The following is a 25,172-nucleotide window of genomic DNA, read 5'->3' on the forward strand; positions in this document are numbered from 1 at the left end:
AAAGTTTTAATAAAACAAGAAGTAAAGAAATTATGGCAAATCATAAGTCAGCATTAAAAAGAATCAGAAGTAACGAATCTAAAAGATTACGTAACAAGTACCAGCATAAAACTACAAGAAATGCTGTAAGAGATTTACGTGCAGTTGAAGATAAAACTGAAGCAGAAGGAAAACTAGGAAACGTAATTTCAATGTTAGATAAATTAGCAAAAAACAATATTATTCACAAGAATAAGGCTGCTAATTTAAAATCTAAATTAACTAAGCACGTAGCTACTTTGTAACAAGATTTACATTAAATACAACATTATAAAGACTCTGAATTTACATTCAGAGTTTTTTTATGTTTAAGTTTTTAGCGTTTATTAAAAATCATAATTTTTATGAGCATCTAAGCGTATAAAAATAAAAAGCAAGATAGTAAATCCCCAAAGAGAAGAACCTCCATAGCTGAAAAAGGGTAGGGGTATTCCTATAGTTGGCAACAAACCTATAACCATACCTATGTTAACAATGACGTGAAAAAACAGTATTGAGGCTAATCCATAGCCATAAATTCGTCCGAATTTGTTAGTATGTGTTTCTGCCAGATAAATTATTCTATAAAGTAAAATCATAAAAACAATAATCACAAAACTAGAGCCTAAGAAGCCCCATTCTTCACCAACTGTACTAAAAATATAATCAGTATGTTGTTCGGGTACAAAATCACCTTGTGTCAAATCTCCTTTTAAAAAGCCTTTTCCTTTTAAACCTCCAGAACTTATGGTTAATTCAGATTGATAAGAGTTATACCCTATACCTTGTTTATCAACTTTTTTACCGAGTAATATATCAAATCTATCTTTTTGATGAGAGGGTAAAAGATTCTTGTAAATGTAACCTGTACCCGCTATAAATATTCCTAAAATTAGATAGATACTAATGATTTTATGCCAATTGAAACGTAAAAAGTTTTTACCTCCTCTATATAAAAAATAAATGACTAGAATGGTAAGTAATAAAAAGGTGGTTAATAATACCCATTTAAATCCGAAAAAAATCGTTAAAATAAATAATATGATAAAACCCGAACCAAGTAAAATATAGTTTAAGGTTAAACCTTCTCTGTTTAGTACAAAAAAGAATGCCAAGTAAATAACTGCGGAACCGGCATCTGGCTGTAAAAAAATTAAAAAAGCAGGAAAGAATACAATGATAAATGCTTTAATCTGATTTTTTATCAATTTAAAATTATATTGTCTATCACTTAATAATTTTGCTACAGCTAAGGCTGTACAAGCTTTTACGAATTCAGAAGGCTGTAAACCTAAAACACCAAAATTAAACCAAGATTTTGCTCCATTTATTTCTTTTCCAAAGGGAAATAAGAGAAGCAGGGAAAAAATTGAAAGTAAATAAAATATACTCGCATATTTTTCGTAAAATTTTGAATTAAAGAATAGGATTGTAACAATTAATGGAATCGTGCAGCAAATAAAAATGAGCTGTTTACCATATTTGGTAGAAAAACTCAATAGTTCAATATTGTTTTCAGTTTTTGAGGCTGCAAAAATATTTACCCAACCAAAACCCACTAAAATAATGTAAAGAATTACTAAAAGCCAATCTATACCAGCAAAAATGTTATTTTGTTCTTGACGCAAGTTGTTCTTCTGTTTTTTTGAATTGAATGTCGTAAATATCTTGTAAACTTTTATTGAGCATATTTAGTTCTCGATATTTATTTCTTTTAGATATTTTTCCGTTGATATATTTTTCAACTAACAAACTTGTTATTGGAGCAGCAATTGTAGAACCGTAACCGCCATTTTCTACAAAAACAGCCAAAGCAATTTTAGGATTATCTTTTGGAGCAAAAGCTACTAAAATTGAGTGGTCATCTAATTGTTTTTTTACGCCATCAACAATAATAAAGTTTTCTGCAGTACCTGTTTTTCCACAAATTTCAATTCCTTTAACTTGACTCCATTTACCTGTACCCGATTTAAATACTTCGTGCATTGCCTCTACAACAGGTGTAAAATGTTCTTTATCTATAGTAGTTTTTTTTGGTTTTGTATATTTTGGGTTGGTTATAAAACTAGAATCAATTTTTTTTACAATATGGGGTGTATAAAAATAACCTCTATTCGCTATTGTTGCTGTAAAATTGGCTAATTGAATTGGTGTAGTTAGAATTTCTCCTTGACCTATAGCGTTTGATATAATGGAAGAACCATTCCAACGATAGTTTAACCTTTTATCATAATAATTGCCATCAGGAATTAATCCTTTTTGACCAGCAGGTAAATCATAACCTAAATAATTACCTAAACCAAAACTTGTAACATGTTTATGCCATTCGTTTAATCCTTGAGTTGGCATATTGTTTTTTTCTACAATAAGTTTATAAGTGTTCGAAAAATAGCTGTTGCAAGATTTTGCTATGGCTGTTTTTAGTTTAATTGGTATACCATAAATATCGCAGTGACATTTCATAAACTCATTGGCTCTGTTTCCATATCTATAACCTCCATAACAACGAAATGAAGTTTGTTCATTGATAACATTTTCTTGTAATGCAACCAAGGCATTCATCATTTTAAAAGGAGATCCTGGAGCATATGCAGCTAACAATCCTCTATCGTAACTAGGTTTACTTATGGTATCGTTAAATAATAAAACAGAATTTTGTGAACGTTTTCTGCCTACCAACATATTTGGATCGTAAGAAGGGGCTGTTACTAATGCTAAAATTTCGCCTGTAGAAGGTTCTAAAGCTACAATACCTCCACGTTTTCCTTTCATTAATTTTTGTGCATAAACTTGTAAATCAATATCTAAAGTTAACATTAAGTCCTTTCCGTTTTTTGCTAAAGTGTCATATTTACCATCTTTGTAAGAGCCTGTAACTTTATTAAAACGATTTCTATGCAGGTATTTTTTTCCTTTTCTACCCCTTAATACATTCTCATATTGTCTTTCAATACCATCTTTTCCTTCTAGTTCTCCTTGTTGATAATAATCACTTTTACGCGCTTTTTCTTCATTTACTTCACCAATATAGCCTAAAACATTTGCTGCTGCTTTTATAGGATAATCTCTAATAATTCTTTTTTGAATAAAAAAACCTGTGTATTTGTGTAATTTTTCTTGCAAAAAAGCAAAGTCTTCTTTGGCTAGTTGTTTTAAAAATACAGATGGTAAATAAGAGGCGTAATTTTCAGCTTTTTTAAATCGCTTTAAAAAATCTTCTTTATTTATTTTTAGTAATTTACAAAACTCTAAAGTATCGAGTGGTTTTACTTGATTAGGCTGAACCATAACATCATAAGAAAGTTGATTAGCAACCAACAATTTCCCATTTCTATCATATACATATCCACGTTCAGGATAGTCATAAACAATTTTTACAGCAGCATTATGAATGGGGTCATAGCTTTCATGTTTTATTATTTGTAATTGAAACAAACGCCCAATAAAAATAAGGCCAACTGCACTAATTAAAAAATAGAGTAAAAAACTTCTTTGCATTATTCTTTTGTAGTAAAAATAGTTGTTCCTAAAAAATATAGTAGTAGTGTAAAAATACTTGAATAAAGTGTATTTAGCAATACATTAGAAAAATTATTGAAACTAAAATTTGCAAAAGAGAAATAAATAAAGTGATGTATTACTGTTAGTGTGGCAGTAAAATTAAAAATTTTACCAAAGGATTCTGACTTTAATCTAAAAAATTGAAAATCTGCAGCTACTTTTCTGAAATACAATTTCACGAAAAATAATCGTAAATAGGCAATAGTAATTATAGAAAAGGCATGAATTCCTCCAGAATCTGAAAAGAAATCAACAGAAATACCTAAAAGAAAACAGTAAAATAAAAAAGGAATTCTATTTTCTTTTAATGGATATAAAAAAACAAAAACAATATATAAGTATGGGTTTATAAAGCCTAGAAAAAGAATGTTATTTAAAACAAAAACTTGTAATAAAAGCAAACTAAAAAATAAAGTAAGTAAATCTAAAGGCTTATTCATCTTGCAGTAATTCTAAAGATTTTATTTCTAGTTTGTCTAAATTCTTTATCACATTTACGTAGCCCAAGTTGCTCATATCATTAAACAATTTTACATCTACTGTATTATCTGCAGTATTTCCTTTATTAATTTTAGTAATTGTACCAATTAAAATTCCTTCTGGAAAAATAGTTGACATACCACCAGTTTCAATAGTGTCTCCAATTTTTAAAGGTGCCTGCCTTGCAATGTCTGAAAGTTGTACTGTATTGTAATCTCTACCATCCCAAACTAATGTGCCAAAATAGTTGCTATTTTTTAAACGTGCATTAATTTTACTATTTCTGTTTAAGATAGATTGTACTCTGGCATATTCGCTAGTTGTTTGCTCAGTAAACCCAATAATACCTTTACTATTTATTACTGCCATTTCTTTTGCTATACCTTGGTTTTCACCTTTATTTATAGTTAAAAAATTAAAATCTTTATTATAATTGTTGTTGATGATTTTAGCAGAGGTAAAAGTATATTTTTGATGGTATTTTAGTGAATCAATTTGAATAGAATCGATATTAAAAACAATAGAATTATTTTTTTCAATAATGTTTTTTAAACGAGTATTCTCTTCAGCAAGCCGTTTGTTCTCAGATTTTAAATTCCAATATTCAGAAATACTTGATGCTTTAGAGTATAAACCACCAGTAATGTAGTTTGCAGAATTTACAAACTTACTTTTATGAAAGTTAAGGTTATTAAATGTTAATACAAGCGAAACAAATGCTAACAATAAAAAAAACAGAAAATTTTTAAACCTCTGAAAAAAATAGATAAGTTGCTGCATTGTTAAGACTTAATAATGCTAATTCATTAACACATTTTTGTATTTGTTGAGTTCTTTTAAAGCAATTCCTGTTCCACGAACAACAGCCCTTAATGGATCTTCAGTAACATAAACAGGTAAATCTGTTTTACGAGATAAACGCTTGTCTAAACCTCTAAGCATAGAGCCACCACCAGCTAAATAAATACCAGTATTGTAAATATCTGCAGCTAATTCTGGTGGAGTTTTTGATAAAGTTTCCATAACAGCATCTTCTATTCTTAAAATAGATTTATCTAAAGCTTTCGCAATTTCTCTAAAAGAAACCTGAACTTGTTTTGGTTTACCGCTCAATAAATCTCTACCCTGTACCAACATTTCCTCTGGAGGAGAGTCTAAATCTTCAGTAGCAGCACCTATAGTAATTTTTATTTTTTCTGCTGTAGTTTCACCAACATGTAAATTATGTTGTGTACGCATGTAATACATAATATCACTCGTAAATAAATCTCCAGCAACTTTTACAGATTGATCGCAAACAATACCACCTAAAGCAATTACAGCAATTTCTGTTGTACCACCACCTATATCAATAATCATATTTCCTTTCGGTTCCATAATATCAATACCTACACCAATAGCAGCAGCCATTGGTTCGTATATTAAATAGATTTCTTTGGCATTCATGTGTTTAGCAGAATCACGTACAGCTCGTTTTTCAACTTCTGTTATTCCAGAAGGAATGCAAATAACCATACGTAACGCAGGTGGAAATAATTTCTTTTTAATTGATGGAATTTTCTTTACAAACTCCTTAATCATTTCTTCTGATGCTTGGAAATCTGCAATAACCCCGTCTTTTAAAGGACGAATGGTTTTAATGTTTTCATGTGTTTTTCCTTGCATTAAATTGGCTTCTTGACCAATTGCAATTATTTTACCAGAAATTCTATTTCTAGCAACTATAGAAGGACTGTCAATAACCACTTTTCCATTGTGAATTATCAACGTATTTGCGGTTCCAAGATCAATCGCAATATCTTCCGTCATAAAATCAAAAAAACCCATAAATTACTTTATTATTTAAAGTGTGTACTTCTACAAATTTAGTGAAATTAATCTGTAAAATTGTTAATTTTATTAATGTTTAAAATGTCTTGTTCCAGTCATTACCATAGCAATATTATTGGCATTACAATAATCGATACTTAATTGGTCTTTAATGGATCCACCAGGTTGAATAACACTTTTAATTCCTGCTTTTCCTGCTATTTCAACACAGTCTGGAAAAGGAAAAAAAGCATCACTTGCCATAACTGCTCCTTGTAAATCAAAACCAAAGCCAGTTGCTTTTTCAATAGCCTGTTTTAATGCATCAACTCTACTTGTTTGTCCTGTACCACTTGCCAACAATTGATTGTTCTTTGTAAAAACAATAGTATTCGATTTGGTGTGCTTACAAATTTTAGAAGCAAACAATAAATCTTTTATTTCATTTTCTGTAGGTTGCGTATTGGTAACGTATTTTAAATCATGTAAAGTGTCAGTCTTAGCGTCTTTATCTTGAACTAATAAACCATTTAAGGCAGTTCTTACATTTTGAATTGGTAGTTCAGTAATTTTTTGAACTAAAATTACTCTATTTTTCTTTCCTTTTAAAATTGCTAATGCTTCATCAGTATAACTTGGTGCAATGACAACTTCACAAAATAATTTATGAATTTCTTCGGCAGTTTCTGCATCAATAGTTGTATTTGCAATTAATACACCACCAAAAGCAGAAACAGGGTCTCCTGCTAAAGCATCTACATAGGCTTGTTTTATACTGTCTCTTTGTGCAAAACCACACGCATTGTTATGTTTAAGAACTGCAAAAGTTGGGGCTTCCCCAATAAATTCATTCATTAAGTTTACAGCAGCATCAACATCTAGTAAATTATTATAACTTAATTCTTTACCATGTAATTTGTCGAACATGGCATCTAAATCGCCAAAGAAATATCCTTTTTGATGTGGGTTTTCTCCATAGCGTAATACTTTAGAGGTTTGCTCACTTGCTTTATAAACTATTTCGTCTTCATTAAAGTAATTGAAAATAGCAGTATCATAATGCGAAGAAATATTAAATGATTTTGCAGCGAACTTTTTTCTTTGGTCAATGGTTGTTGCACCATTATTTTCAGATAAGATTGATAAAAACTCATCATATTGTTCCATAGAAGATACTGTAAATGTATCTTTAAAGTTTTTAGCAGATGCTCTGATTAAAGAAATACCTCCAATATCAATTTTTTCTACAATATCTTGTTCAGGTGCTCCTGAAGCTACTGTTTTTTCAAACGGATATAAATCTACAATAACCAAATCTATTTGCGGAATTTCATATTCTTGCATTTCTGCAACATCTCCTTCATGGTCTTGTCTGTTTAAAATTCCTCCAAAAACTTTTGGGTGTAATGTTTTTACTCTACCACCTAAAATAGATGGGTAAGAAGTTACATCTTCTACAGGTACTACATCAATTCCTAATTCTTTGATAAATTTCTCTGTACCTCCTGTTGAGTATATTGTTACGCCTAAGTCATTTAATTTCTGAACAATTGGTGCTAAACCATCTTTATGAAATACAGAAATTAATGCAGATTTAATTGTTTTTGAAGTGCTCATTTTGTGTTGTGTTGTTAAGGGTGCAAAACTACACAATCATAAAAGAATTTACAATAAAAAATAATAACAAAATAGGGGGGTAGTTAACAAAAAAAATAATTGATTTTAGGGAGATAACAACCAGTTTTACTCAGCGTTTTCTAAAAAATCTCTAAACCAATTTACAAATTGATCTACTATGGACTCTTTTTTAGTGTTGTAATTTTGTGATAAATTGCCTGTAGCCAGAGCAGTTGTGGACTCTTGTTTTTTCATTTTTATAAGTTTGATGTTTAGGTAATTGCGTTAATCTCACCAAATCTAAGTAAAAAACAAATAAAAATCAATAAAATTAAAGAATTACTGATAATTTTTTACAGATATACATTAAAAGCTCCTCGTCTTTTGCAGAAAATGTATTTGCAGTATGTGAATCGATGTCGATTTGACCAATATTTTCACCATTTACAAATATAGGAATTACGATTTCTGATTTTACTTTCCATCCGCAAGAAATATAATTATCTTGTTCAGAAACATCTTGTACTACAAAATTTTCATTACTTACTGCAACTTGTCCGCAAATTCCTTTACCAAATGGAATAATAGTGTGTTCTGTTGGTTCACCTGTAAATTGTGCTAATTTTAACTCCTCTTTATCACCATTTTTAAAATAAAAACCAACCCAATCGTAATAAGAGATTTCAGCTTCTAAAAAATCACAAATAGCTTGTAATTTCTCATCAATTTTAGTTGAAGAAGCTACTATCTTGTCAATTTCTTCCTGTAAATAAGTTATATTCATTTTTTTGTTCGATAAATTAAAAAAAACCTTTTAAAGGTACCTATTGATTTGCAAAAGTACGTTATCTTTTCATAATTTTTTGGTGTAAAAACGTATGATTTTTAAACTTAATTTTTAAAAAATAAATACCTTTTTTAATATTGGAAACATCTATTGGATATTTATTTATTTTGTGAGTCCTAAGCAATTTTCCGTTGATATCATAAATCAAAACTTCATCTACTTCTTGTTCAGTTTTTACAAATAGCTTTTTGGTTACAGGATTAGGATAAACCATACTTTTTGTTAAAGGAGGTTCTAATACACTTAAAGTAGCACTGGTAAAATGAATTGACCTAAGTATTGTAAAATCGCCAGCGTTTGCTGTCGAATTTTTATGGGTTGGGCCATGTAAACCAACTTGTTCTAGGGTAATTTCTATAATGTTTCCAACATATTGGGTTAAATCTAAAGTCAATTCAGTATATGGATCAAACCTTACAGAATTAGGATTGTAACTGTTTTCTATTTGTACTCCATTAACTTTAATTCTAAACCAAGATGTATTAGGAGAAAAATAATAATGTTGTTTAAAATTAATTTCTGCAGTTAAATCTTTTAAATTGGTAGCATCAACATAAAAAGAAATACTGCTTATAAAGTTTTTATTTGCGTTCCAAGCTTCATTTTCAGTGGTCTCAAATTTTCCTACCCAACCATAGTTGTTTGATTTTTGATCTAAAAAAAGTAACTTATTAAAGTCTTGATAAATTTTAGAGTATTTGCTGTGATTAATTACAAATTCTGTATTGTTCAGAGCATCAGAGGTGCGAAAATTCTTTTCATAGGGAACTTGTAAAACTTCAGATTTGGTAGATTTATAGAGTTTAATCCAGGGAGAATAAGAATTATCACATTTACATCGTAAAAAAATAATATAGGGTTTTGCTTTTTCTAAACCATCAAATTTGTGTGATGCTGTATGTATGGTTTCCCCTGTATTGTCAAAGCTTTCATCATATTTTGTTAACGCAATTTCCCAAAGCTTTGCGTCAGATTCCCAATGTAAAGCGATGCTATTTTCTGTAGTGGAAAAATTCATATTTTTTGGAGTTGTACAACTTGCCTCAATTAAAGAGATATCATCAATATAAGATTTATGTAAATGGCTTTTTCCTAAATGTTCAATTTGTAATGTTACTTTTTTTCCTATAAAGTCAGATAAATCGATGGAAATTGTTCTGGTTGTATTAAACTCAACATCGGTATTTGAATATTCAAAATCTTGAACTTGTCCATCAATTTTTAAATGCAATTTAGAGGCATAAACGGTTTGTTGTAAGTTAAATTTAAAAACAGGTTGAATCGAATTTTCAGTCAAATCAATTATAAGATTAAGTGTACTTATAAATTCAGCATTATCACTCCACAAATTATTAGTATCATCCCACCAGTTGTAAACAGAAAAATCTGTAGAGCCATTTAAAAGTAAACCTTTTTTTGACGCATTTAAACCTGCATCCTCAGAAACTTTAATAAAACCAGCACTATTATTTTCTATATAATAATTGTTGCTTTCTGTTTCAAAGTCAATCAATACAGGAATACTTAGTGCCAATGGCTGCGTATGAAAGTATATTTTTTTGTAAGCTGTAGGTGCAATTTCACAATTTGATTTATAGTACAGTATATAATCTTTTCCAGGTATTAAGTTGTTGAAAGTGAAATTATTTGTGTTAGTAATTTGAAAATCTGAAGGTTCAGGTTCATTTAAAAGTCCGGTTTTATAATTAAAACCGTTGATGTTGTTAGGGTTATCAATACTAAATGAAGCAGTAGTTGCTCCAATTACATCTTTATCAATAGAAAAATGAGTTGGGCATCTTTCTAAATTACCAATAAATCGAGTATTTGCAAACGAATTTTCATACACACCTGTTGTTTTTCCTTGATGTGTAAATGTCATTTTTGATCTTGTAGGCGGATTGTTAAAATTTTCTTCTCCTTTAAAGCCAGCAGTTGCTCTCGTTGTAAAACTAGCATCTGTATCTTGAACATCTAAAATGATATGTTGAGTGCCATCATAATAAAAAGGAGTTTGAAAACGAACAATTACATCAAAACCATCTCTGTCATAGCCTCCATTAAAAACCTCAGTTAACGTTTCTACGTTTACAAAAGGCTCACCAACTGCAAACTCTTCTTTATCAGTAATCCCAATTCTTACAATCCAGTTGCCAATATTTTCTCTTTTTGTTTCAGAAAAAGCAGCTCTAAATCGTATTTCGTTGATCTTGCCTTTAAACTCTAAATCTTTTTGATAATAAATGGTTTGAGAATGTGAAAACTCTGACTGTAAACTAACAGGTTGATTGGTAAAATCGCCTGTGCTTCCCACATTTTTTTCAGAAAATGTTTCTGTTTGAGCAGTTATAGAAAATGAAGTAAATAAAAAGAAAGTTAATAAATACCTAAACATTATAAATTTAAAAAATTATGAAAACAAAATTATGTAAATTTGTAGCCACAAATGAATAATCTTTTCTTAAAAATATCATCTACATTATTAGCATTTGTAATGCTATTTTCTACATTTTCGTTTACGGTAGAAAAACATTTTTGTGGAGATTTTTTAGTAGATGTTTCCTTTACTGGGGAAACAGAGGGTTGTGGAATGGAAATGAATAAAACCATAGCAACCCAAAAGAAAAATTGCTGTAAAGATGAGGTACATCAAATAGAAGGACAAGACGAATTACAGTTGCAAGATATCGAAAAGATTACTTTTCATACACAATGTATTGTAACTGCATTTGCAATTTCTTATCAATTTAAATTTGATGTAAATGAAGCAAATACTCAGTTTTATAAAGATTTTTCTCCACCCGATATTCCACTTGATTATCAAGTAGCTTACCAATCTTTCTTAATTTGATTTTATAGTTGACTTTTAAAACTAGGTTTCTAGCTATGAAACCTTTTACATCAATTTATAAAATTAAAAATCATCATGAAAAAATATTTTTTAAATAGCGTATTGCTATTCATACCATGCATAATTTTCTCTCAAACCAGTTTAAAAGGGATGATTATGGACAAAGATAATCCTAAAAATAATTTAGGTGTTGCTGATGTTACTGTACATTGGTTAAACACAAATGTAAGTGCTATAACCAATGCAAAAGGCTGGTTTACCATTGCTTATAAAAAAGAATATAAAAAATTAGTAGTAAGTTATTTAGGGTATAAAACAGATACGTTAACCATAACGAGTTTACAACCCATTCATCATTTTATAACCCCGCAAAATAATTTAGATGAAGTTATTATTACAAGCGAACGTAAACCAATACAAAGGTCGTTTTTATCAACAGTAAATGTGTTTACCGTAAATCAAGAAGAACTGCTAAAAGCTGCCTGTTGTAATTTAGCAGAGAGTTTTGAAACAAATCCTTCTATAGATGTTAGTTTTTCTGATGCATTAACAGGTACAAAACAAATCGAAATGTTGGGCTTAACAAGTCCGTATTTGTTAATAACGCAAGAAAATATTCCGTCAGTTAGAGGCGCAAGTCAGGTTTTTGGGCTCACATTTACTCCAGGAACTTGGGTAGAAAGTATTCAAATTACAAAAGGAGCAGGCTCAGTTGTAAACGGATTTGAAAGTATTTCTGGGCAAATAAATGCAGAGTTGGTAAAACCTTTAACCGATAATAAACTGTTTGTAAATGTTTACGGATCTCAAATGGGACGTTTTGAAGCCAATACACATTTTAATACTAAAGTATCTGAAAAATGGCAAACAGGTTTGTATGTTCATGGAAATTATAGAGGACAAAAATTTGATAGAAATAAAGACGGATTTTTAGACATGCCATTATCGAATCAAATAAATGTGATGAACAGATGGCAGTTTACAGATGCCGAAAAAGGTTGGGTAAGTTTTATAAATGTTCGTTTTTTAAATGACGAAAAACAAACAGGAGAAACTAATTTTAATCCTAATATTGATAAAGGTTTAACGAACAATTGGGGTAGTGAAATAGATACCAAACGATTTGATACTTCTGCTAAATTAGGGTATGTTTTTCCTGAGTTACCTTATCAAAGTATTGGTTTTCAAATGGCTTATAGCAATCATCAACAAGATTCTTATTTTGGTTTAAATAAGTACGATATACAACACGAAAGTCTATATTCTAATGTCATATTCAATTCAATTATAGGCGATACTCGAAGCAAGTTTAAAACAGGTATTAGTTTTACCTATGACAAGTATAACGAATTGGTAAATACCACCAATTTTAATAGAAATGAAAACTCCTTTGGAGGCTTTTTTGAATATGCTTTTGATAATTTAGACGATTTTAGTGCAACCGCAGGTTTGCGAATAGATACCCACAATTTATTAGGAACATTTATTACACCAAGATTGCACTTACGTTATGTACCTTGGGAAAAAGGAGTGTTTAGAGCTTCTTTTGGTAGAGGAAAACGAAGTGCAAATATCTTTGCAGAAAATCAACAATTATTTGCAAGCGCAAGACAAATTGATATTGATGATGTAGGTGGAAATATCTATGGATTGAATCCTGAAATTGCATGGAATTATGGAGTTTCTTATTTGCAAAAATTTAATGTATTTGACAAAAAAGGTGATATTACTTTCGATTTTTATCAAACTAATTTTCAAAATCAAGTTGTGGTAGATTGGGAAAATCCTAATGAAATATCTTTTTACGATTTAGAGGGGAAAAGTGTTGCCAATAGTTTTCAAGTAGAAGTAAATTACACCTTAGCAAAAAATTTAAATGTTAGAGCAGCGTATAAATATTTTGATATTGCTACAGACTATAAAAGTGGAAATTTACAAAAAACCATACAACCTCAAGATCGGTTTTTTGCAAACCTTTCTTACGAAACAGATGCAAAAACAAAAGGCGCGCAATGGAAATTTGATTTAACATTTAACAACATAGGGGCACAACGTTTGCCGAATACAAGTGCAAATCCAGTTCAATATCAATTGCCTGAGTTTTCAAAACCATTTCAGTTGTTTAACGCACAAATAACTAAAGTTTTTTCGAACACATTTGAAATTTATTTGGGAGGTGAAAACCTTACCAATCTTCAACAGAATAGGCCTATTTTGGCAAGTGATGCACCTTTTGGGCCAAATTTTGACAGCACAATTGTGTATGCACCTATTTTTGGAAGATCAATTTATACGGGATTACGATTTAAAATACTGTAGCGTTAAAACAAATCTAATTTTAAGAAATATGTAACAAAATCAATGGTAAAACGTCTTATTTATGTAATCAAATTAAAATACGTAAATGAGTTTTTTTAGAGTATTATTTGCCATAATCTTTCCACCACTTGCTGTGATTGATAAAGGTTGTGGCTCTTTTCTTATTATTTTTTTATTGACACTTTGTGGCTGGATTCCTGGTGTAATTGGAGCCTTGGTAATTTTGAATAACCCTAAAAGTTAACTTATTTGTTCTCCGTTTTTAATTTGCTTCGAGGCTTGCAATAAAACTACTTGATTGCTTTTATTGTACACCCCTAAAACCAAAACTTCACTTAAGAAATTAGCAATTTGACGAGGTTTAAAATTTACAACTGCTGTAACTTGCTTGTGTAAAAGTTCTTCTTTGGTATATAAATCTGTGATTTGTGCACTCGATTTTTTAATGCCTAGATCACCAAAATCAATTTTAAGTTGATAAGCTGGTTTTTTTGCCTTTGGGAAACTATTCACTTCGATAATTGTGCCTATTCTTATATCAACAGTTAAAAAATTTTCGAAGGTTATTTCTTTTTTCATCTATAATATTCTCAATTAATTAGAAGAATTTATCAACACGTAATTTGTTTAAATTATAAAATTGACATCATATTTTGTTAGTAGTTAAATTTGAAAATATAAAATATTTTATTTCCAACCTTTTCGAATCATCAACTGCTCTATATGTGCATAATGATGCTGACAATGCCAAGCATAAATACCAATATTTTTTTTCAAACTTACAGGTTGCTTTCCATCAGGATGAATGAAAGATTTCTCTAAATCTTTATCGGTTAACATTCGCAATAAATATACCCACTTTGCATGTAATCCTTTTAAAGCATCAATAGTAAGTAAAATAGGACTATGTTTTGCATCTAGCAATTCTGCCCATCGTTCTTCATAATACGCTTTTATAACTGGTTGTTCTTCTGTCAATGCCCATTTAAAACGCATATAAGAATTGTGATGGCTGTCATAACAATGATGAATTACTTGCCTTACACTCCAACCACCTTCTCTATATCTCGTTTCAAGTTGATTTTCGGATAAATCTCTGACTAAAAATTCTAGTTCGTGAGGAAAACGTTCAATATCAGAAATCCAGCTTTCAATATTTTTTTTGGTGATTTTTTCTGGAATATTGGCTAAACCAATTGGATATTTTAATTTTTCTGAAGTCATTTTAGTTTTTGGTTAATCTTTCTAAAAGGTGCTTAGAACTTCTATTTTCAGGATTTATACTTAAAGATTTTTTAAAATTTAAAACTGCACTTGCAGTATCTTTCTTTAAAAGATACGCTTCACCCAAACTATTAAAAACATTTGAACTTTTAGGATATAAATGGGTATTGATTTTAAATATCTCTAAAGCTGATTCATAATCTTTATTTCTAATAAAATCATAGCCTAATCTGTTCAAGCTTCTTTCACGAATTGAAGCATTCAAGGAATCTTTTGCTTGTATCTCTTTAAAAGCAGCTAAGGCCTTATCAAATTCTTTTGCCTTAAAATACTCACTTGCTGTTTTTTCATCAGCTTTTAATTTTTTAAAGTGATAAACTACCCCTTTATGTTCGGTTTTAGGAGCAAGTTCTATATGCATTTTGGGTTTGCTAACGAACAACATTTTTTCGTTTAAGGCTTTCATATAAAAAGAGCTGTCATTTATTTTTAATAACTCTACATTATCATTTCCACGCCATTTTGCATGCATTTCTGCATCTTCAAAATAAATTTCTAAAATTTCGTTTGCATTAAATAAGTAGCGACCAGAGGTTGCATTAATAAAATCTTCAGAATTTTTTTGTGAGGTACAGCTCACGAATACTACAATTAGGCCTAAAAGAAATATATGTTTTTTCATATTGATTAGCTAAAATGATACACTATTTTAGACGACTAATTTATAGTTTTTGTTACATAATTTCTCTGATTTTTGAATTTTTCTATAATTATGTTATAGAGAAAAGCTTACAATGAGTAAAGATTAATAGATGATATTTTTAATTTTATACGATTACTAAAGCAATATCAATATCTTTATTAAATACCATGTTTATTTTTCCAAGCAGCATATTCAGAGCTAATTATATTTTTTGGCCAGTTTCCGTACCAAGAATATCCTGTTCTTCTTTCTCTTTCTATTTCTGCTAAAGTGGCTTTTTTAACCCCATCTCTTCCACAGAAAAAAGGTAAGTTAGTATTTAAATCATAAAATCTAGCCCAAATTACGTTTCCTGGTGAAGAAACTACAATCACATCATCTGATGTTTTTTCAGTTGCAATGTCAAGCAGTTTAACATCATTAAACCATTTTATTGCACTTGTAACAGCATCTATAATTTCTTGAGACGGATTTTCTACAAGCATAAGAGTTCTAATTACCCCAACAGATTCAGAACCACTATTTGATGCAAGCTCATAAGATCTAGCTTTTTCTGCTTTAAAAGTAACCTCATCATGTTGTGCACACCAAGCTGTTTTTTTTCCGTTTACAATATTTTGTGTTTTTAACATCACATCAATTCCTTTATCAAAAGCAGTTTTTGCTTTTTGAATGTAGCTGTTGTCTATAAGATCTGTATTGTTTCTTCCTTTGGTGATATCCCACATTAAATTCATAACATTTACCATGGCATTGTCATTATAAGTAATTAAACCTCTATAACCACTATCATCAGGATAAAATTGAGGCCAACCACCATTATCATATTGTGCTTCAAAAAGATAATCTAAGGCTCTTAAAACTGCATCTAAATAATTAGGGTTATTTGTTGTTTTATAAGCGTTTAACAATGTTCTAAGTTCACCAACAGTATGGTCGTTATCTATAGTTGTATCTGTTCTGTTTTTAGTGTTGTTTGCGGTATTAATTTCACTTGCTGTTTGCGTGCGTTTATAACCAGAAAAATCATTGTAAGGTTCTTTTGGCCATCCACCATTATTTCTTTGCCATAAAAGCATGTTTTCAGCTTCTAAAATAGTTTGGTATACAACAGCAATACCAGAAATAGTTATATTAAGTTCATCTTTAACATTACTACCATCTTCAGCAGTTGCTGTTACAGTTATGGTTCCGTTTTTAATTGGTGTTAGTAAACCTTCGTTATCAATTGTGGCTATACTTTCGTCAGATACAGTCCATGTAACTGATGGGTTATCTGTATCACTAGGTAAAACAGTTACTGTTAATTGTAATGGATTCCCATCTGTAATATCATTTCCGTTTATGGTGATTTTTTCTACTAAAATTGGAGGGCCTTTAACCCCTGAAACCGTAAACTTTTTTTCTGCATAAACTCCTGAATCATCGTCTGCGCTTACTTTTACAATTACATCTCCATTAGATAATGCAGTTAGCAAACCTGTTTCTGATATTTGAGCTACAGGATTTTCTAAAACACTCCAAGTTACCTCTTTATTTGTTGCATTGTTAGGTAATATACCAACACTTAATTGAGAGCTAAGGCCATTAGTAATATTTCCTCCATAAATGGCTAAAGATTCTACCAATATATTTTCAGGTAAATCATCAATTGTACTTTCGCTAGAACAACCTAAGTTTAAGGTAAGCAATGCTATAAAAAATATTTTAAATATTTGAGTGCTCTTATTTATGATAATATTTGTAATCGATTGCATGATTTTAGTAATTTACTCCAAAAGTATATTTTTTATTTGATTTTGATTACAAAAAATATCTTTTTTTATAAAATATTTAATAAAAACCAAATGCTAAATCCTATTAAAAAAAACATACCTACAAAACTTAAAATACGAGTAAATAAATTAGGCTGATGTTCTTTTGGCATGTTTTTACCAGTTACTAATATAAAGTTAAGAATTGCATAAAAAGGAGCTGTTAAAAATGATAAAATCGTAGCTATTTTAACCAAATTTCCCATATCATCTAAATAAAGTTGTAAGATGATAAAAGTACCCACAAAAAGAAAGAGAATCCAAAACCAATAGCCATATTTAAATTCTTTATGAAATAATAATTTTGAGGTTCTATTCATGGCTCTTGGAGACGCATCTAAAGTAGTAATCGTTGTGCTAAACATGGTTGTAAATGCAGCAATAGCAATAAATATATATGAAAAACTCCCTAAGTTTTTGGTGTATAAATTAATTAATTGGCTAGCAAAAACCACCCCTTTATTTGAAAAGGTTTCTCCAGATTTATACATTACTAAAGCTCCTAAAAGCACAAAGCAAATACCAAGAATTAATGTACCAATATAACCGACATTAAAATCGAAAATAGCGTCTTTAGGTTGTATTTTTACAAATGTACTTTTACTTTTTTCTACAGACCAAATAGAATGCCAAATAGAAACATCTAAAGGTGCAGGCATCCATCCTAAAAAAGCGATTAAAAAGGTAACTTCAACAGTGCCTGAAGGAAAAATTTGGGAAACATCAAATGCTTCTTTAGAGTTAAATAAAGCTACAGCTAAAGCAACAATAGTACTAATGGATAAAATAATGATAATGTATTTCATTAAATTATCTAATAATTTGTATTTACCTACTACTAAAAAAAACAAACTAATACACATTAAAATAGTAGACCAAATAACCAAATTGTCTGTAAAACCAAACAATTTAGCAGCTAAACCAGCTGTAACAATGGTTACTGCTGCTTGAATGGTAAACATTGTTGCAAAATTAATGACATAGTAAATAGCCAAAACACCTTTGCCTAATTTTTTATAACCATCTAATAAGGTTTCTCCAGTTGCAGCTGCATATCTTGGGCCAAACTGAAAAAATGGATACTTAAAAATATGAACCAACAATAACGCCCAAAGTAATCCAAAACCAAACTCAGCACCTGCTTTTGTGGATTGCACCAAGTGTGAAACTCCAATAGCTGCACCAGCAAATAGTAAACCTGGGCCTATGGATTGTAAAAACGATTTTTTATTCATTTTTATGTTTTTTCAATAATAGCAGCTAGCAACTTTTTTGCACGTAATAATTTAACTTTAACATTATTCATGGGTTCGTTTATTTGTTTGGCAATTTCTTTATAGCTCAATTCTTGAAAATAACGCAATTGAATAACCTCTTGGTATTTAGGTTTTAATTGTTTAATGTCTCTTAATAATTTCGCTAAATTCTGTTCTCTAATAATTTTATCTTCTGGGGTAGGGTTTTCATCTACCACTAAATATACTTTTTCTTCTTGTTCTTTGGTAGTTTCTGTATTGATAGATACTTTCTTTTTACGTAATAAATCAATATGTACATTTTTAGAAATGGTAATTAACCAAGTTTTAAAACCGTAAGAATCATCGAAAGTATGAATTTTATCAAAAGCTTTTGCGAAAGTTTGCATAGCAATATCTTCAGCATCATTTTCGCTTTTTGTTCTTTTAAGTTGATAAGTAAATACATCTCCCCAAAACGTATCCAGCAAAAATCGAAAAGCAGTTTGGTTGCCTTCTTTTGCTTTAACAATATTAATTTGAATTTTATCGTTTATATTCAATGATTTGGTTTTGAAATCAAATTAGCACTAAATATACTAATTTGAATCAATAATAACCCAATTTCTAAAAAAGGTAATACAAAAATAAGATAGGGTTCTTTTAATCTTGAAGCTGCAATTCCGATGACAACAAATTGTACAAAAAAATAAATTAATGTAATAGGTAATACAACTTGCCATGGGTAAAAGAAGAATAAAAGGATTCCAAACAAATAAAAAAACGATTTGGTTACTGTGAAAAATGAAATTAAAAATCGGTGTTTTAATTTATAGTGTTTTTTTAATACGTTCCTTTTTCGTTGTTGTTGAAACCAATCGTTAAAAGACTTTGGTGGATTTTTTTCAACAAAACTATCTTTAGTAATTGTAAAAGCAACATTTTTTTTATGGGCTGCATCTTTTAAAAATAAATCATTTTCGCCATATTTTAATTTTATATGGTTTATGAAGCCTTTTACTTTAAAAAAAGTTTTTCTTTGATATGCAAAATTATCACCAAAAGCCATAAACGGACTGCCAAATTTGGCAAAAGAGAAACATTGTAAAGCTGTTATTAGATTATGAAAACGAATAAAAAAATTACTTAAAGAGTTTCTTTTTTTGTATTTTGTATAGCCTAAAGTTATTGATTTTTTGCCTCTGAATTGTTTGCTCATTTCTGCAATCCAAAATTCTGAAACTGGTTCTGTATGTGGAGAAGTAAATAATAAATGCTCATGTTTTGCAGCTTTAATACCAAGTGTTAATGGGTATTTTTTATTACCCCAAAAAGCTTCATTGTTTTCAACGTCTAAAACTTTAATATTATGGTTTTCAGCTTTAAATTTTTCGATAACTTCTAGCGTGTTATCTGTAGATGCGTTATTGATAAGAACAACTTCAAATTTAGAGTAATTTTGAGCTAAAATAAAAGGTAAGTTTTTTTCTAGAGCTTTAGCGCAATCTTTTGCAAAAATAATAACGGAAACAGGAACCTGTTCAACAGTTTGTTTTATTTTTTTTTGATGAAATAAAGAGGATGAAAAACTAATATAATAAATGAATTGTATAGCAGTACATGCTATAAAAGTGTAGAAAACTACAGCTAAAATCATTAATTTTGATTATGTTCTGGTTCTGCACAAGAGTCAAACTGATCTGGTGTTTTACCACAAAAACCACATGCTTCTCCTGTTTTATTTAATGCCGGATTTTGACTAGCACAAGTACCTGCGAATTCACCATCTTTTTTTGCCCAAATTTTAATAGCAATTCCAGCAAAACCGAGGGCTAATAAACCTAATGTGATAAATAGTAATTTCATAACACAAATGTACAAATTATAGTAGAAATACTAAAATCTCTCTTAGAATATATGAGTATCATTGTTGGTTTACTTTTTTTGAAGAATTCATTTAAGTTTTAAAGAATTTTTACATCAATTGCAATTAAGATTGTCAGATGTTAAATGGATCTTTTGGATCAATGCTTACCATTTCAAGAAGGTTAAATTAAGAAACTGACTTTTAAAAAATATTTAGCTATAAAAAACGTGATTAAAAATTACTGAATGTAACTTTACATTCACTGTATTTTTAATCTAGATTTAACCAATAAAAATGAATACCTTTTTTAATGAATAATATTTACCTCAATTTCTAAAGCAATGTTAAACAGTTCAAGAATTTTTTGTTGAATATTTTTTGCTAATTGATAAATGTCTTTCCCTGATGCATTACCATAATTGACTAATACTAAAGCTTGTTTTTCATGAACGCCATAATCGCCAAATCGTTTCCCTTTAAAACCCGCTTTTTCTATCAACCAACCTGCAGGAACTTTGACTTGAGATTTCTCGACTCCGCTCGAAATGACAGGATAACTTGGAATTTTAGGATATTCTTTTTGTAATTTTAAAAAAGCAGTTTTAGCAATTACTGGATTTTTAAAAAAACTACCACTATTACCAATTTCTTTAGGATCTGGTAATTTCGATTTTCGAATCGCAATTACAGCATCAGAAATATCTTTTAAAGTAGGTTTTTTTATTTCTTTGGATGCTAATTCGTTTTCTATAGCACCATAAGTGGTGTCTAGTTGATGATTCTTTTTAGTAAGTTTAAAACCTACAGAAGTTATAACGTACTTACCTTTTTCATCGTTTTTAAAAATAGAATTTCGATACCCAAATTTACAATCGTCATTTGAAAAAATTCTCAATTTTTGATTTTCAATCTCTAAGGCTTCTACTTTGGTAATCGTATCTTTTACTTCAACTCCATAAGCACCAATATTTTGAATAGGGCAAGTACCTACATTACCAGGAATTAAAGACAAATTTTCAATTCCCCCATAGTTTTGAGATACACACCATAACACAAAATCATGCCAATTTTCACCAGCATTTACGGTTAAATATACATGGTTTTCATCTTCTTTATCTATAGAAATGCCTTTTATATCAACATGAACAACTAGCTTTTCAATATCTTTAGTGAGCAACATGTTGCTGCCACCAGAAATTAAAAAAATATCTTTTTCTTCTTTTAAAAGTTCTTTTAGTTGATAAACAGCATCAACAGAAATAAAACGCTTTGCAACTACATGTATACCAAACGTATTGTATTTTTGAAGTGATATATTATGGAGAATGTTCATGGTTTTCCTATAAAGTTTTATGAAACCTCATAGGTGTTTTTAATTTTGGTATTGCTTCAAGGCATGTTTCAAAATCTCAACAGCACGAATCAAATCGCTTTTATTTAAAACATAAGCCATTCTAATTTGGTTTTTTCCTTCGCCTTTTGTAGAATAAAATCCACTTGCAGGTGCCACCATAACTGTTTCGTTATTTAGATGAAAATCTTCAAGAAGCCATTTTGCAAAATTATCTGTATCAGTAACTGGTAGTTCTGCTACACAATAAAAAGCACCTTTTGGTTTGGCTACTTTTACACCATCAATCTTTTCAAGTTCTGCAACTAGCGTGTTTCGTCTTTCAACGTACTCAGCTTTAACATCATCAAAATAACTTTGTGGTGTTTCCAAAGCAGCCTCACTTGCTAATAACGCATAAGTTGGCGGACTTAATCTAGCCTGAGCAAATTTAATAGCAGTAGCTATAAACGACTTGTTTTTAGATACAATGCAACCAATTCTTGCACCACACATGCTATAGCGTTTCGAAACAGAATCAATTACAATTGAGTTTTCTTCTAAACCATCTAAACTCATAACAGAAGTATGTGTTAAACCATCGTAAGCAAACTCTCTGTATACTTCATCAGCAATTAAAAATAAATCGTGTTTTAAAACAATTTGTTTTAGTTTTTCAATTTCATCTTTAGAGTACATATAACCTGTTGGGTTTCCAGGGTTGCAAATTAAAATTGCTTTGGTTTTTTTTGTGATAAGCTTCTCAAAATCTTCGATTTTAGGTAACGCAAAATTATCTTCAATTTTAGAAATTACAGGTACAACTTTAACACCAGATGCCGTTGAAAAGCCATTATAATTTGCATAAAAAGGTTCAGGAATAATAATTTCATCTCCAGGATCTGTAATACTACCAATGGTAAATAACAAAGCTTCAGAACCACCTGTGGTTGCAACAATATCATTTGCAGTTACATAAATTTTATGTTTTGTGTAATAATTAGCTAGTTTTTCTCTGTATATTTCAGAGCCCTCAGAGCGTGCATAAGATAAGGTTTCAATCTTGTTGTTTTTTACAGCATCTAAGGCAACTTTTGGGGTTTTAATATCAGGTTGACCAATATTTAAATGAAACACTTTTACTCCTCTTTTTTTAGCATTTTCAGCATAAGGAACTAACTTTCTAATTGGAGATTCTGGCATTTGAACTCCTTTTTGTGAAATTGAAGGCATAATAATGTAGTACTTTAATTCGATTACAAATTTGCGAAATATATTTTATTTCTCGGCTTTAATTTAGAATTCTTTAAAAGGTTAAAAATATCCTAAAAAAATACGAAAACAAAAGTTAATTAGTATCTTGAAGTTTGTTCTTAAAATACTTTTTTTTGAAAAAAACAGTTTTATTTTTCATTTTATTCTTCACGCTTGTATTGGAGCTATATCCTCAAAAAGGTTATCATTTTAAGAATACGTCAAAAAATAAAGAGCGAATTAGGTTTCAATTAATTAATAATTTGGTAGTAATTCCTTTAGAAATAAATGGAAAGAAATTATCATTTATTTTAGATTCAGGAGTTAGCAAAACCATATTGTTTAATATTACTAAAAATGATAGTATAGGTTTAAATGATGTTGAAAAAGTAGCGTTACAAGGTTTGGGGAAAGGTGAGCCAGTAGAAGCTTTATTATCAAAAAATAATACTGTTACACTTAAAAATATTACAAATACCAATGAAACCATTTATGTAGTTATAAAAGATAAGTTTGATTTATCTGCCAAAATGGGAATCACGATACATGGCATTTTAGGGTATAGTTTGTTAAGGAATTTTATTGTTAAAATTAACTACAGGAATAAGAAAATAGATTTTTTTAACCCTAAAACTTATCAACCAAAAAAATGTAGGAAGTGCGCAACTTTTCCAATACAATTTTATCGAAAAAAACCCTTTATCGATGCTCAAGTTCAATTAGATACTGTAGGGAATGAGTTGACTAATGTAAAACTTCTTATAGATTCTGGAGGTAGTGATGCGTTATGGTTTTTTGAGGGTACTAAAAAAAATATTAAAACCCCCAAACGTTTTTTTAGAGATGTGTTAGGAGAGGGCTTAAGTGGCGCTATTTATGGAAATAGAAGTAGAATTCCAAAGATTAAATTGAAGTCTTTTGAAGTGGAATCACCTACTGCCTCTTTTTTAGATTCAAGTTCTACAATCAATGCAAGGACTTTTAAAGAACGAAATGGTAGTATTGGTGCTGAGATTTTAAAACGTTTTTTAGTTTGGTTTAATTATCCAAATCAACAATTTACTTTAAAGAAAAAAGGCTCTTTGCGTAAAGGTTTTAATTATAATATGAGTGGATTAGATATTGTTTATAATGGCAAACAATTGGTAAAAGAGCAAGATGTTAGTAAAATTACAGATGCCTATAATCAAAAGGTAAGGGCTAATAACTCAATTAGTTTTATTACAAGTTTTTCATATAAATTTAAACCATCGTATAAAATAAAAGGGGTTTTAGAAAACTCACCAGCCTATAAAGCTGGCATACGAAGAGATGACATTATTTTAAAAATAAATAATAAACCGGCTCACGAATATACTTTAGGTGATATTTTAGGGAAATTACGAGAAAAAAATGGAAAAAGAATTAAAATGCTAATTGAGCGCAAAGGAGTTAAAATGAAATTTACATTTCGTTTAGAAAAAAAAGTTTAACTATCAGATAATAAACTTTTTTCCTTTTCTAAAGAAATACCATTAGTTACAAAACCTTTAATCTTAACAACTTTTCTAGGGTTTTTTGCATTTGAGTAAATTGATATAGATTTCGAAAAGCCTCCAGTTCGTTTCGTGTCATAAGAAACTTTAATTTCTCCTTTTTCGCCTGGTAAAATTGGTTGTTCTGGTTTTTTGGGGATGGTACAACCACAACTAGATTGTACTTTTGTAATTATTAAAGGTTGGTTACCAATATTAGTAAATACAAACGTTCTTTCTCCATTTGCACCTTTATGAATATTACCATAATTGATAATTTCTTCTTCAAATTTAAACTCTTGAGCATTGGCTGAAAAACCAAGCAGACTTATACATAAAAAAGCAAAAATTGTTTTCATAATCTTTTTAGTTACTTATATATCCTTTAATTTTAATTTTTTTTGGCGATTTTTTAGCATTTGAAAAAATAATAATTTCTTTAGAAAAACCACCTGTTTTAGAGGTGTCGTATGCTACAGTAATAGTTGCTTTTTCGTTTGGCATTATTGGTTTTTCTGGTTTTTCGGGTACAGCACAATCGCAAGAAGTTTTAATTTCTTTTATAATCAAAGGGGCATCACCAATATTTGTAAATTCAAAAACACGTTTGCCATCATCACCTTTTTTAATTTTACCATAGTTGATGATTTCTTTTTTAAACTCAAATTCTTGAGCAGAGATATCAACCCAAAACAACAGCAGTATTACAATAAAAAAACCTTTATACAT

General features: G+C 29.6%; 26 protein-coding genes. 5 read left to right on the forward strand and 21 right to left on the reverse strand.

Annotation, left to right across the window (positions count from 1 at the left end):
- Positions 1-32 precede the first annotated feature (32 nt).
- Complete coding sequence (gene rpsT, locus ACTG3V_RS01300; protein WP_439130317.1) at positions 33-284, forward strand: 30S ribosomal protein S20; 252 nt, start codon at positions 33-35, stop codon at positions 282-284.
- 81 nt (positions 285-365) lie between these two features.
- On the opposite strand, the gene rodA is transcribed toward rpsT, so the two are convergent.
- From rodA to ACTG3V_RS01345, 9 genes are all read right to left on the reverse strand, one after another.
- Positions 366-1,646 carry a rod shape-determining protein RodA gene (gene rodA / locus ACTG3V_RS01305; RefSeq protein ID WP_439130318.1) on the reverse strand — a complete coding sequence of 427 codons (1,281 nt, stop codon included), beginning with the start codon at positions 1,644-1,646 and terminating at the stop codon, positions 366-368.
- A complete protein-coding gene (gene mrdA, locus ACTG3V_RS01310) occupies positions 1,627-3,516 on the reverse strand; it encodes a penicillin-binding protein 2 (RefSeq protein WP_439130319.1) in 1,890 nt (629 codons plus the stop codon). The genes rodA and mrdA overlap by 20 nt, the downstream gene beginning before the upstream one ends.
- Entirely contained in the window at positions 3,516-4,019 is a 504-nt protein-coding gene (locus ACTG3V_RS01315) for a hypothetical protein (protein WP_439130320.1), read from the reverse strand. The genes mrdA and ACTG3V_RS01315 overlap by 1 nt, the downstream gene beginning before the upstream one ends.
- Positions 4,012-4,839, reverse strand: a complete 828-nt coding sequence (gene mreC, locus ACTG3V_RS01320; RefSeq protein WP_439130321.1) for a rod shape-determining protein MreC — start codon at positions 4,837-4,839, stop codon at positions 4,012-4,014. Before mreC ends, ACTG3V_RS01315 begins: the two co-directional genes overlap by 8 nt.
- 18 nt (positions 4,840-4,857) lie before the next feature.
- The gene (locus ACTG3V_RS01325) at positions 4,858-5,886 is read right to left on the reverse strand and encodes a rod shape-determining protein (protein ID WP_439130322.1); all 1,029 of its coding nucleotides are present in this window, start codon (positions 5,884-5,886) and stop codon (positions 4,858-4,860) included.
- Between the two features lie 72 nt (positions 5,887-5,958).
- Positions 5,959-7,485 (reverse strand): bifunctional phosphoribosylaminoimidazolecarboxamide formyltransferase/IMP cyclohydrolase, encoded by a 1,527-nt coding sequence (purH, locus tag ACTG3V_RS01330; protein WP_439130323.1) that lies wholly within the window; start codon positions 7,483-7,485, stop codon positions 5,959-5,961.
- A 126-nt stretch (positions 7,486-7,611) separates the two neighbouring features.
- Positions 7,612-7,740, reverse strand: a complete 129-nt coding sequence (locus tag ACTG3V_RS01335; RefSeq protein WP_439130324.1) for a hypothetical protein — start codon at positions 7,738-7,740, stop codon at positions 7,612-7,614.
- Between the two features lie 76 nt (positions 7,741-7,816).
- Positions 7,817-8,269: a GAF domain-containing protein gene (locus ACTG3V_RS01340; protein ID WP_439130325.1), complete on the reverse strand. Its 453-nt coding sequence runs from the start codon at positions 8,267-8,269 to the stop codon at positions 7,817-7,819.
- A gap of 61 nt (positions 8,270-8,330) precedes the next feature.
- Positions 8,331-10,727 (reverse strand): T9SS type A sorting domain-containing protein, encoded by a 2,397-nt coding sequence (locus tag ACTG3V_RS01345; protein ID WP_439130326.1) that lies wholly within the window; start codon positions 10,725-10,727, stop codon positions 8,331-8,333.
- A 51-nt stretch (positions 10,728-10,778) separates the two neighbouring features.
- Between ACTG3V_RS01345 and ACTG3V_RS01350 the strand changes: the two genes are divergently transcribed.
- From ACTG3V_RS01350 to ACTG3V_RS01360, 3 genes are all read left to right on the forward strand, one after another.
- Positions 10,779-11,183, forward strand: coding sequence for an HYC_CC_PP family protein (locus ACTG3V_RS01350; protein WP_439130327.1), 405 nt, complete (start codon positions 10,779-10,781; stop codon positions 11,181-11,183).
- Between the two features lie 75 nt (positions 11,184-11,258).
- Entirely contained in the window at positions 11,259-13,502 is a 2,244-nt protein-coding gene (locus ACTG3V_RS01355) for a TonB-dependent receptor (RefSeq protein ID WP_439130328.1), read from the forward strand.
- 85 nt (positions 13,503-13,587) lie between these two features.
- Positions 13,588-13,746: a YqaE/Pmp3 family membrane protein gene (locus ACTG3V_RS01360; protein WP_439130329.1), complete on the forward strand. Its 159-nt coding sequence runs from the start codon at positions 13,588-13,590 to the stop codon at positions 13,744-13,746.
- Here ACTG3V_RS01360 and ACTG3V_RS01365 read toward each other — a convergent pair.
- The 10 genes from ACTG3V_RS01365 to ACTG3V_RS01410 form a co-directional block, all read right to left on the reverse strand.
- Positions 13,743-14,081, reverse strand: coding sequence for a tRNA-binding protein (locus ACTG3V_RS01365; RefSeq protein WP_439130330.1), 339 nt, complete (start codon positions 14,079-14,081; stop codon positions 13,743-13,745). The two genes, ACTG3V_RS01360 and ACTG3V_RS01365, sit on opposite strands and share 4 nt — an antisense overlap.
- A 108-nt stretch (positions 14,082-14,189) precedes the next feature.
- Positions 14,190-14,726, reverse strand: a complete 537-nt coding sequence (locus ACTG3V_RS01370; protein ID WP_439130331.1) for a YfiT family bacillithiol transferase — start codon at positions 14,724-14,726, stop codon at positions 14,190-14,192.
- Position 14,727: 1 nt separating this feature from the next.
- Positions 14,728-15,408, reverse strand: a complete 681-nt coding sequence (locus ACTG3V_RS01375; protein ID WP_439130332.1) for a tetratricopeptide repeat protein — start codon at positions 15,406-15,408, stop codon at positions 14,728-14,730.
- Between the two features lie 179 nt (positions 15,409-15,587).
- Positions 15,588-17,120, reverse strand: coding sequence for a pectate lyase (gene pelA, locus ACTG3V_RS01380; RefSeq protein ID WP_439130333.1), 1,533 nt, complete (start codon positions 17,118-17,120; stop codon positions 15,588-15,590).
- A gap of 131 nt (positions 17,121-17,251) precedes the next feature.
- Positions 17,252-18,478 carry an Nramp family divalent metal transporter gene (locus ACTG3V_RS01385; RefSeq protein ID WP_439130334.1) on the reverse strand — a complete coding sequence of 409 codons (1,227 nt, stop codon included), beginning with the start codon at positions 18,476-18,478 and terminating at the stop codon, positions 17,252-17,254.
- A 2-nt stretch (positions 18,479-18,480) separates the two neighbouring features.
- Positions 18,481-19,041: an RNA polymerase sigma factor gene (locus ACTG3V_RS01390; protein ID WP_439130335.1), complete on the reverse strand. Its 561-nt coding sequence runs from the start codon at positions 19,039-19,041 to the stop codon at positions 18,481-18,483.
- Entirely contained in the window at positions 19,038-20,135 is a 1,098-nt protein-coding gene (locus tag ACTG3V_RS01395; RefSeq protein ID WP_439130336.1) for a glycosyltransferase, read from the reverse strand. The genes ACTG3V_RS01390 and ACTG3V_RS01395 overlap by 4 nt, the downstream gene beginning before the upstream one ends.
- A complete protein-coding gene (locus ACTG3V_RS01400; protein WP_439130337.1) occupies positions 20,135-20,344 on the reverse strand; it encodes a membrane or secreted protein in 210 nt (69 codons plus the stop codon). Before ACTG3V_RS01400 ends, ACTG3V_RS01395 begins: the two co-directional genes overlap by 1 nt.
- A 308-nt stretch (positions 20,345-20,652) precedes the next feature.
- Positions 20,653-21,678: a UDP-N-acetylmuramate dehydrogenase gene (gene murB, locus ACTG3V_RS01405; RefSeq protein WP_439130338.1), complete on the reverse strand. Its 1,026-nt coding sequence runs from the start codon at positions 21,676-21,678 to the stop codon at positions 20,653-20,655.
- Between the two features lie 39 nt (positions 21,679-21,717).
- The gene (locus ACTG3V_RS01410) at positions 21,718-22,908 is read right to left on the reverse strand and encodes a pyridoxal phosphate-dependent aminotransferase (protein ID WP_439130339.1); all 1,191 of its coding nucleotides are present in this window, start codon (positions 22,906-22,908) and stop codon (positions 21,718-21,720) included.
- 155 nt (positions 22,909-23,063) lie between these two features.
- On the opposite strand from ACTG3V_RS01410, the gene ACTG3V_RS01415 reads away from it, so the two are divergent.
- Positions 23,064-24,401 carry an aspartyl protease family protein gene (locus tag ACTG3V_RS01415; protein ID WP_439130340.1) on the forward strand — a complete coding sequence of 446 codons (1,338 nt, stop codon included), beginning with the start codon at positions 23,064-23,066 and terminating at the stop codon, positions 24,399-24,401.
- Here ACTG3V_RS01415 and ACTG3V_RS01420 read toward each other — a convergent pair.
- A complete protein-coding gene (locus tag ACTG3V_RS01420) occupies positions 24,398-24,802 on the reverse strand; it encodes a DUF1573 domain-containing protein (protein ID WP_439130341.1) in 405 nt (134 codons plus the stop codon). The two genes, ACTG3V_RS01415 and ACTG3V_RS01420, sit on opposite strands and share 4 nt — an antisense overlap.
- 7 nt (positions 24,803-24,809) lie before the next feature.
- Positions 24,810-25,172: a DUF1573 domain-containing protein gene (locus tag ACTG3V_RS01425; protein ID WP_439130342.1), complete on the reverse strand. Its 363-nt coding sequence runs from the start codon at positions 25,170-25,172 to the stop codon at positions 24,810-24,812.

Source organism: Polaribacter sp., assembly GCF_965660385.1.
In the GTDB taxonomy this organism is placed as follows: Bacteria; Bacteroidota; Bacteroidia; order Flavobacteriales; family Flavobacteriaceae; genus Polaribacter.

Coding starts and splice junctions, on each gene's coding strand:
- ACTG3V_RS01350 (WP_439130327.1), top strand. CDS start 10,779: ATGAATAATCTTTTCTTAAAAATATCATCTACATTATTAGCATTTGTA.
- ACTG3V_RS01400 (WP_439130337.1), bottom strand. CDS start 20,344: ATGAAATTACTATTTATCACATTAGGTTTATTAGCCCTCGGTTTTGCT.
- ACTG3V_RS01325 (WP_439130322.1), bottom strand. CDS start 5,886: ATGGGTTTTTTTGATTTTATGACGGAAGATATTGCGATTGATCTTGGA.
- ACTG3V_RS01315 (WP_439130320.1), bottom strand. CDS start 4,019: ATGAATAAGCCTTTAGATTTACTTACTTTATTTTTTAGTTTGCTTTTA.
- murB (WP_439130338.1), bottom strand. CDS start 21,678: ATGAACATTCTCCATAATATATCACTTCAAAAATACAATACGTTTGGT.
- ACTG3V_RS01370 (WP_439130331.1), bottom strand. CDS start 14,726: ATGACTTCAGAAAAATTAAAATATCCAATTGGTTTAGCCAATATTCCA.
- ACTG3V_RS01340 (WP_439130325.1), bottom strand. CDS start 8,269: ATGAATATAACTTATTTACAGGAAGAAATTGACAAGATAGTAGCTTCT.
- ACTG3V_RS01385 (WP_439130334.1), bottom strand. CDS start 18,478: ATGAATAAAAAATCGTTTTTACAATCCATAGGCCCAGGTTTACTATTT.
- rpsT (WP_439130317.1), top strand. CDS start 33: ATGGCAAATCATAAGTCAGCATTAAAAAGAATCAGAAGTAACGAATCT.
- ACTG3V_RS01410 (WP_439130339.1), bottom strand. CDS start 22,908: ATGCCTTCAATTTCACAAAAAGGAGTTCAAATGCCAGAATCTCCAATT.
- ACTG3V_RS01395 (WP_439130336.1), bottom strand. CDS start 20,135: ATGATTTTAGCTGTAGTTTTCTACACTTTTATAGCATGTACTGCTATA.
- ACTG3V_RS01360 (WP_439130329.1), top strand. CDS start 13,588: ATGAGTTTTTTTAGAGTATTATTTGCCATAATCTTTCCACCACTTGCT.
- mreC (WP_439130321.1), bottom strand. CDS start 4,839: ATGCAGCAACTTATCTATTTTTTTCAGAGGTTTAAAAATTTTCTGTTT.
- ACTG3V_RS01345 (WP_439130326.1), bottom strand. CDS start 10,727: ATGTTTAGGTATTTATTAACTTTCTTTTTATTTACTTCATTTTCTATA.
- ACTG3V_RS01425 (WP_439130342.1), bottom strand. CDS start 25,172: ATGTATAAAGGTTTTTTTATTGTAATACTGCTGTTGTTTTGGGTTGAT.
- ACTG3V_RS01335 (WP_439130324.1), bottom strand. CDS start 7,740: ATGAAAAAACAAGAGTCCACAACTGCTCTGGCTACAGGCAATTTATCA.
- ACTG3V_RS01355 (WP_439130328.1), top strand. CDS start 11,259: ATGAAAAAATATTTTTTAAATAGCGTATTGCTATTCATACCATGCATA.
- mrdA (WP_439130319.1), bottom strand. CDS start 3,516: ATGCAAAGAAGTTTTTTACTCTATTTTTTAATTAGTGCAGTTGGCCTT.
- ACTG3V_RS01375 (WP_439130332.1), bottom strand. CDS start 15,408: ATGAAAAAACATATATTTCTTTTAGGCCTAATTGTAGTATTCGTGAGC.
- ACTG3V_RS01420 (WP_439130341.1), bottom strand. CDS start 24,802: ATGAAAACAATTTTTGCTTTTTTATGTATAAGTCTGCTTGGTTTTTCA.
- ACTG3V_RS01365 (WP_439130330.1), bottom strand. CDS start 14,081: ATGAAAAAAGAAATAACCTTCGAAAATTTTTTAACTGTTGATATAAGA.
- purH (WP_439130323.1), bottom strand. CDS start 7,485: ATGAGCACTTCAAAAACAATTAAATCTGCATTAATTTCTGTATTTCAT.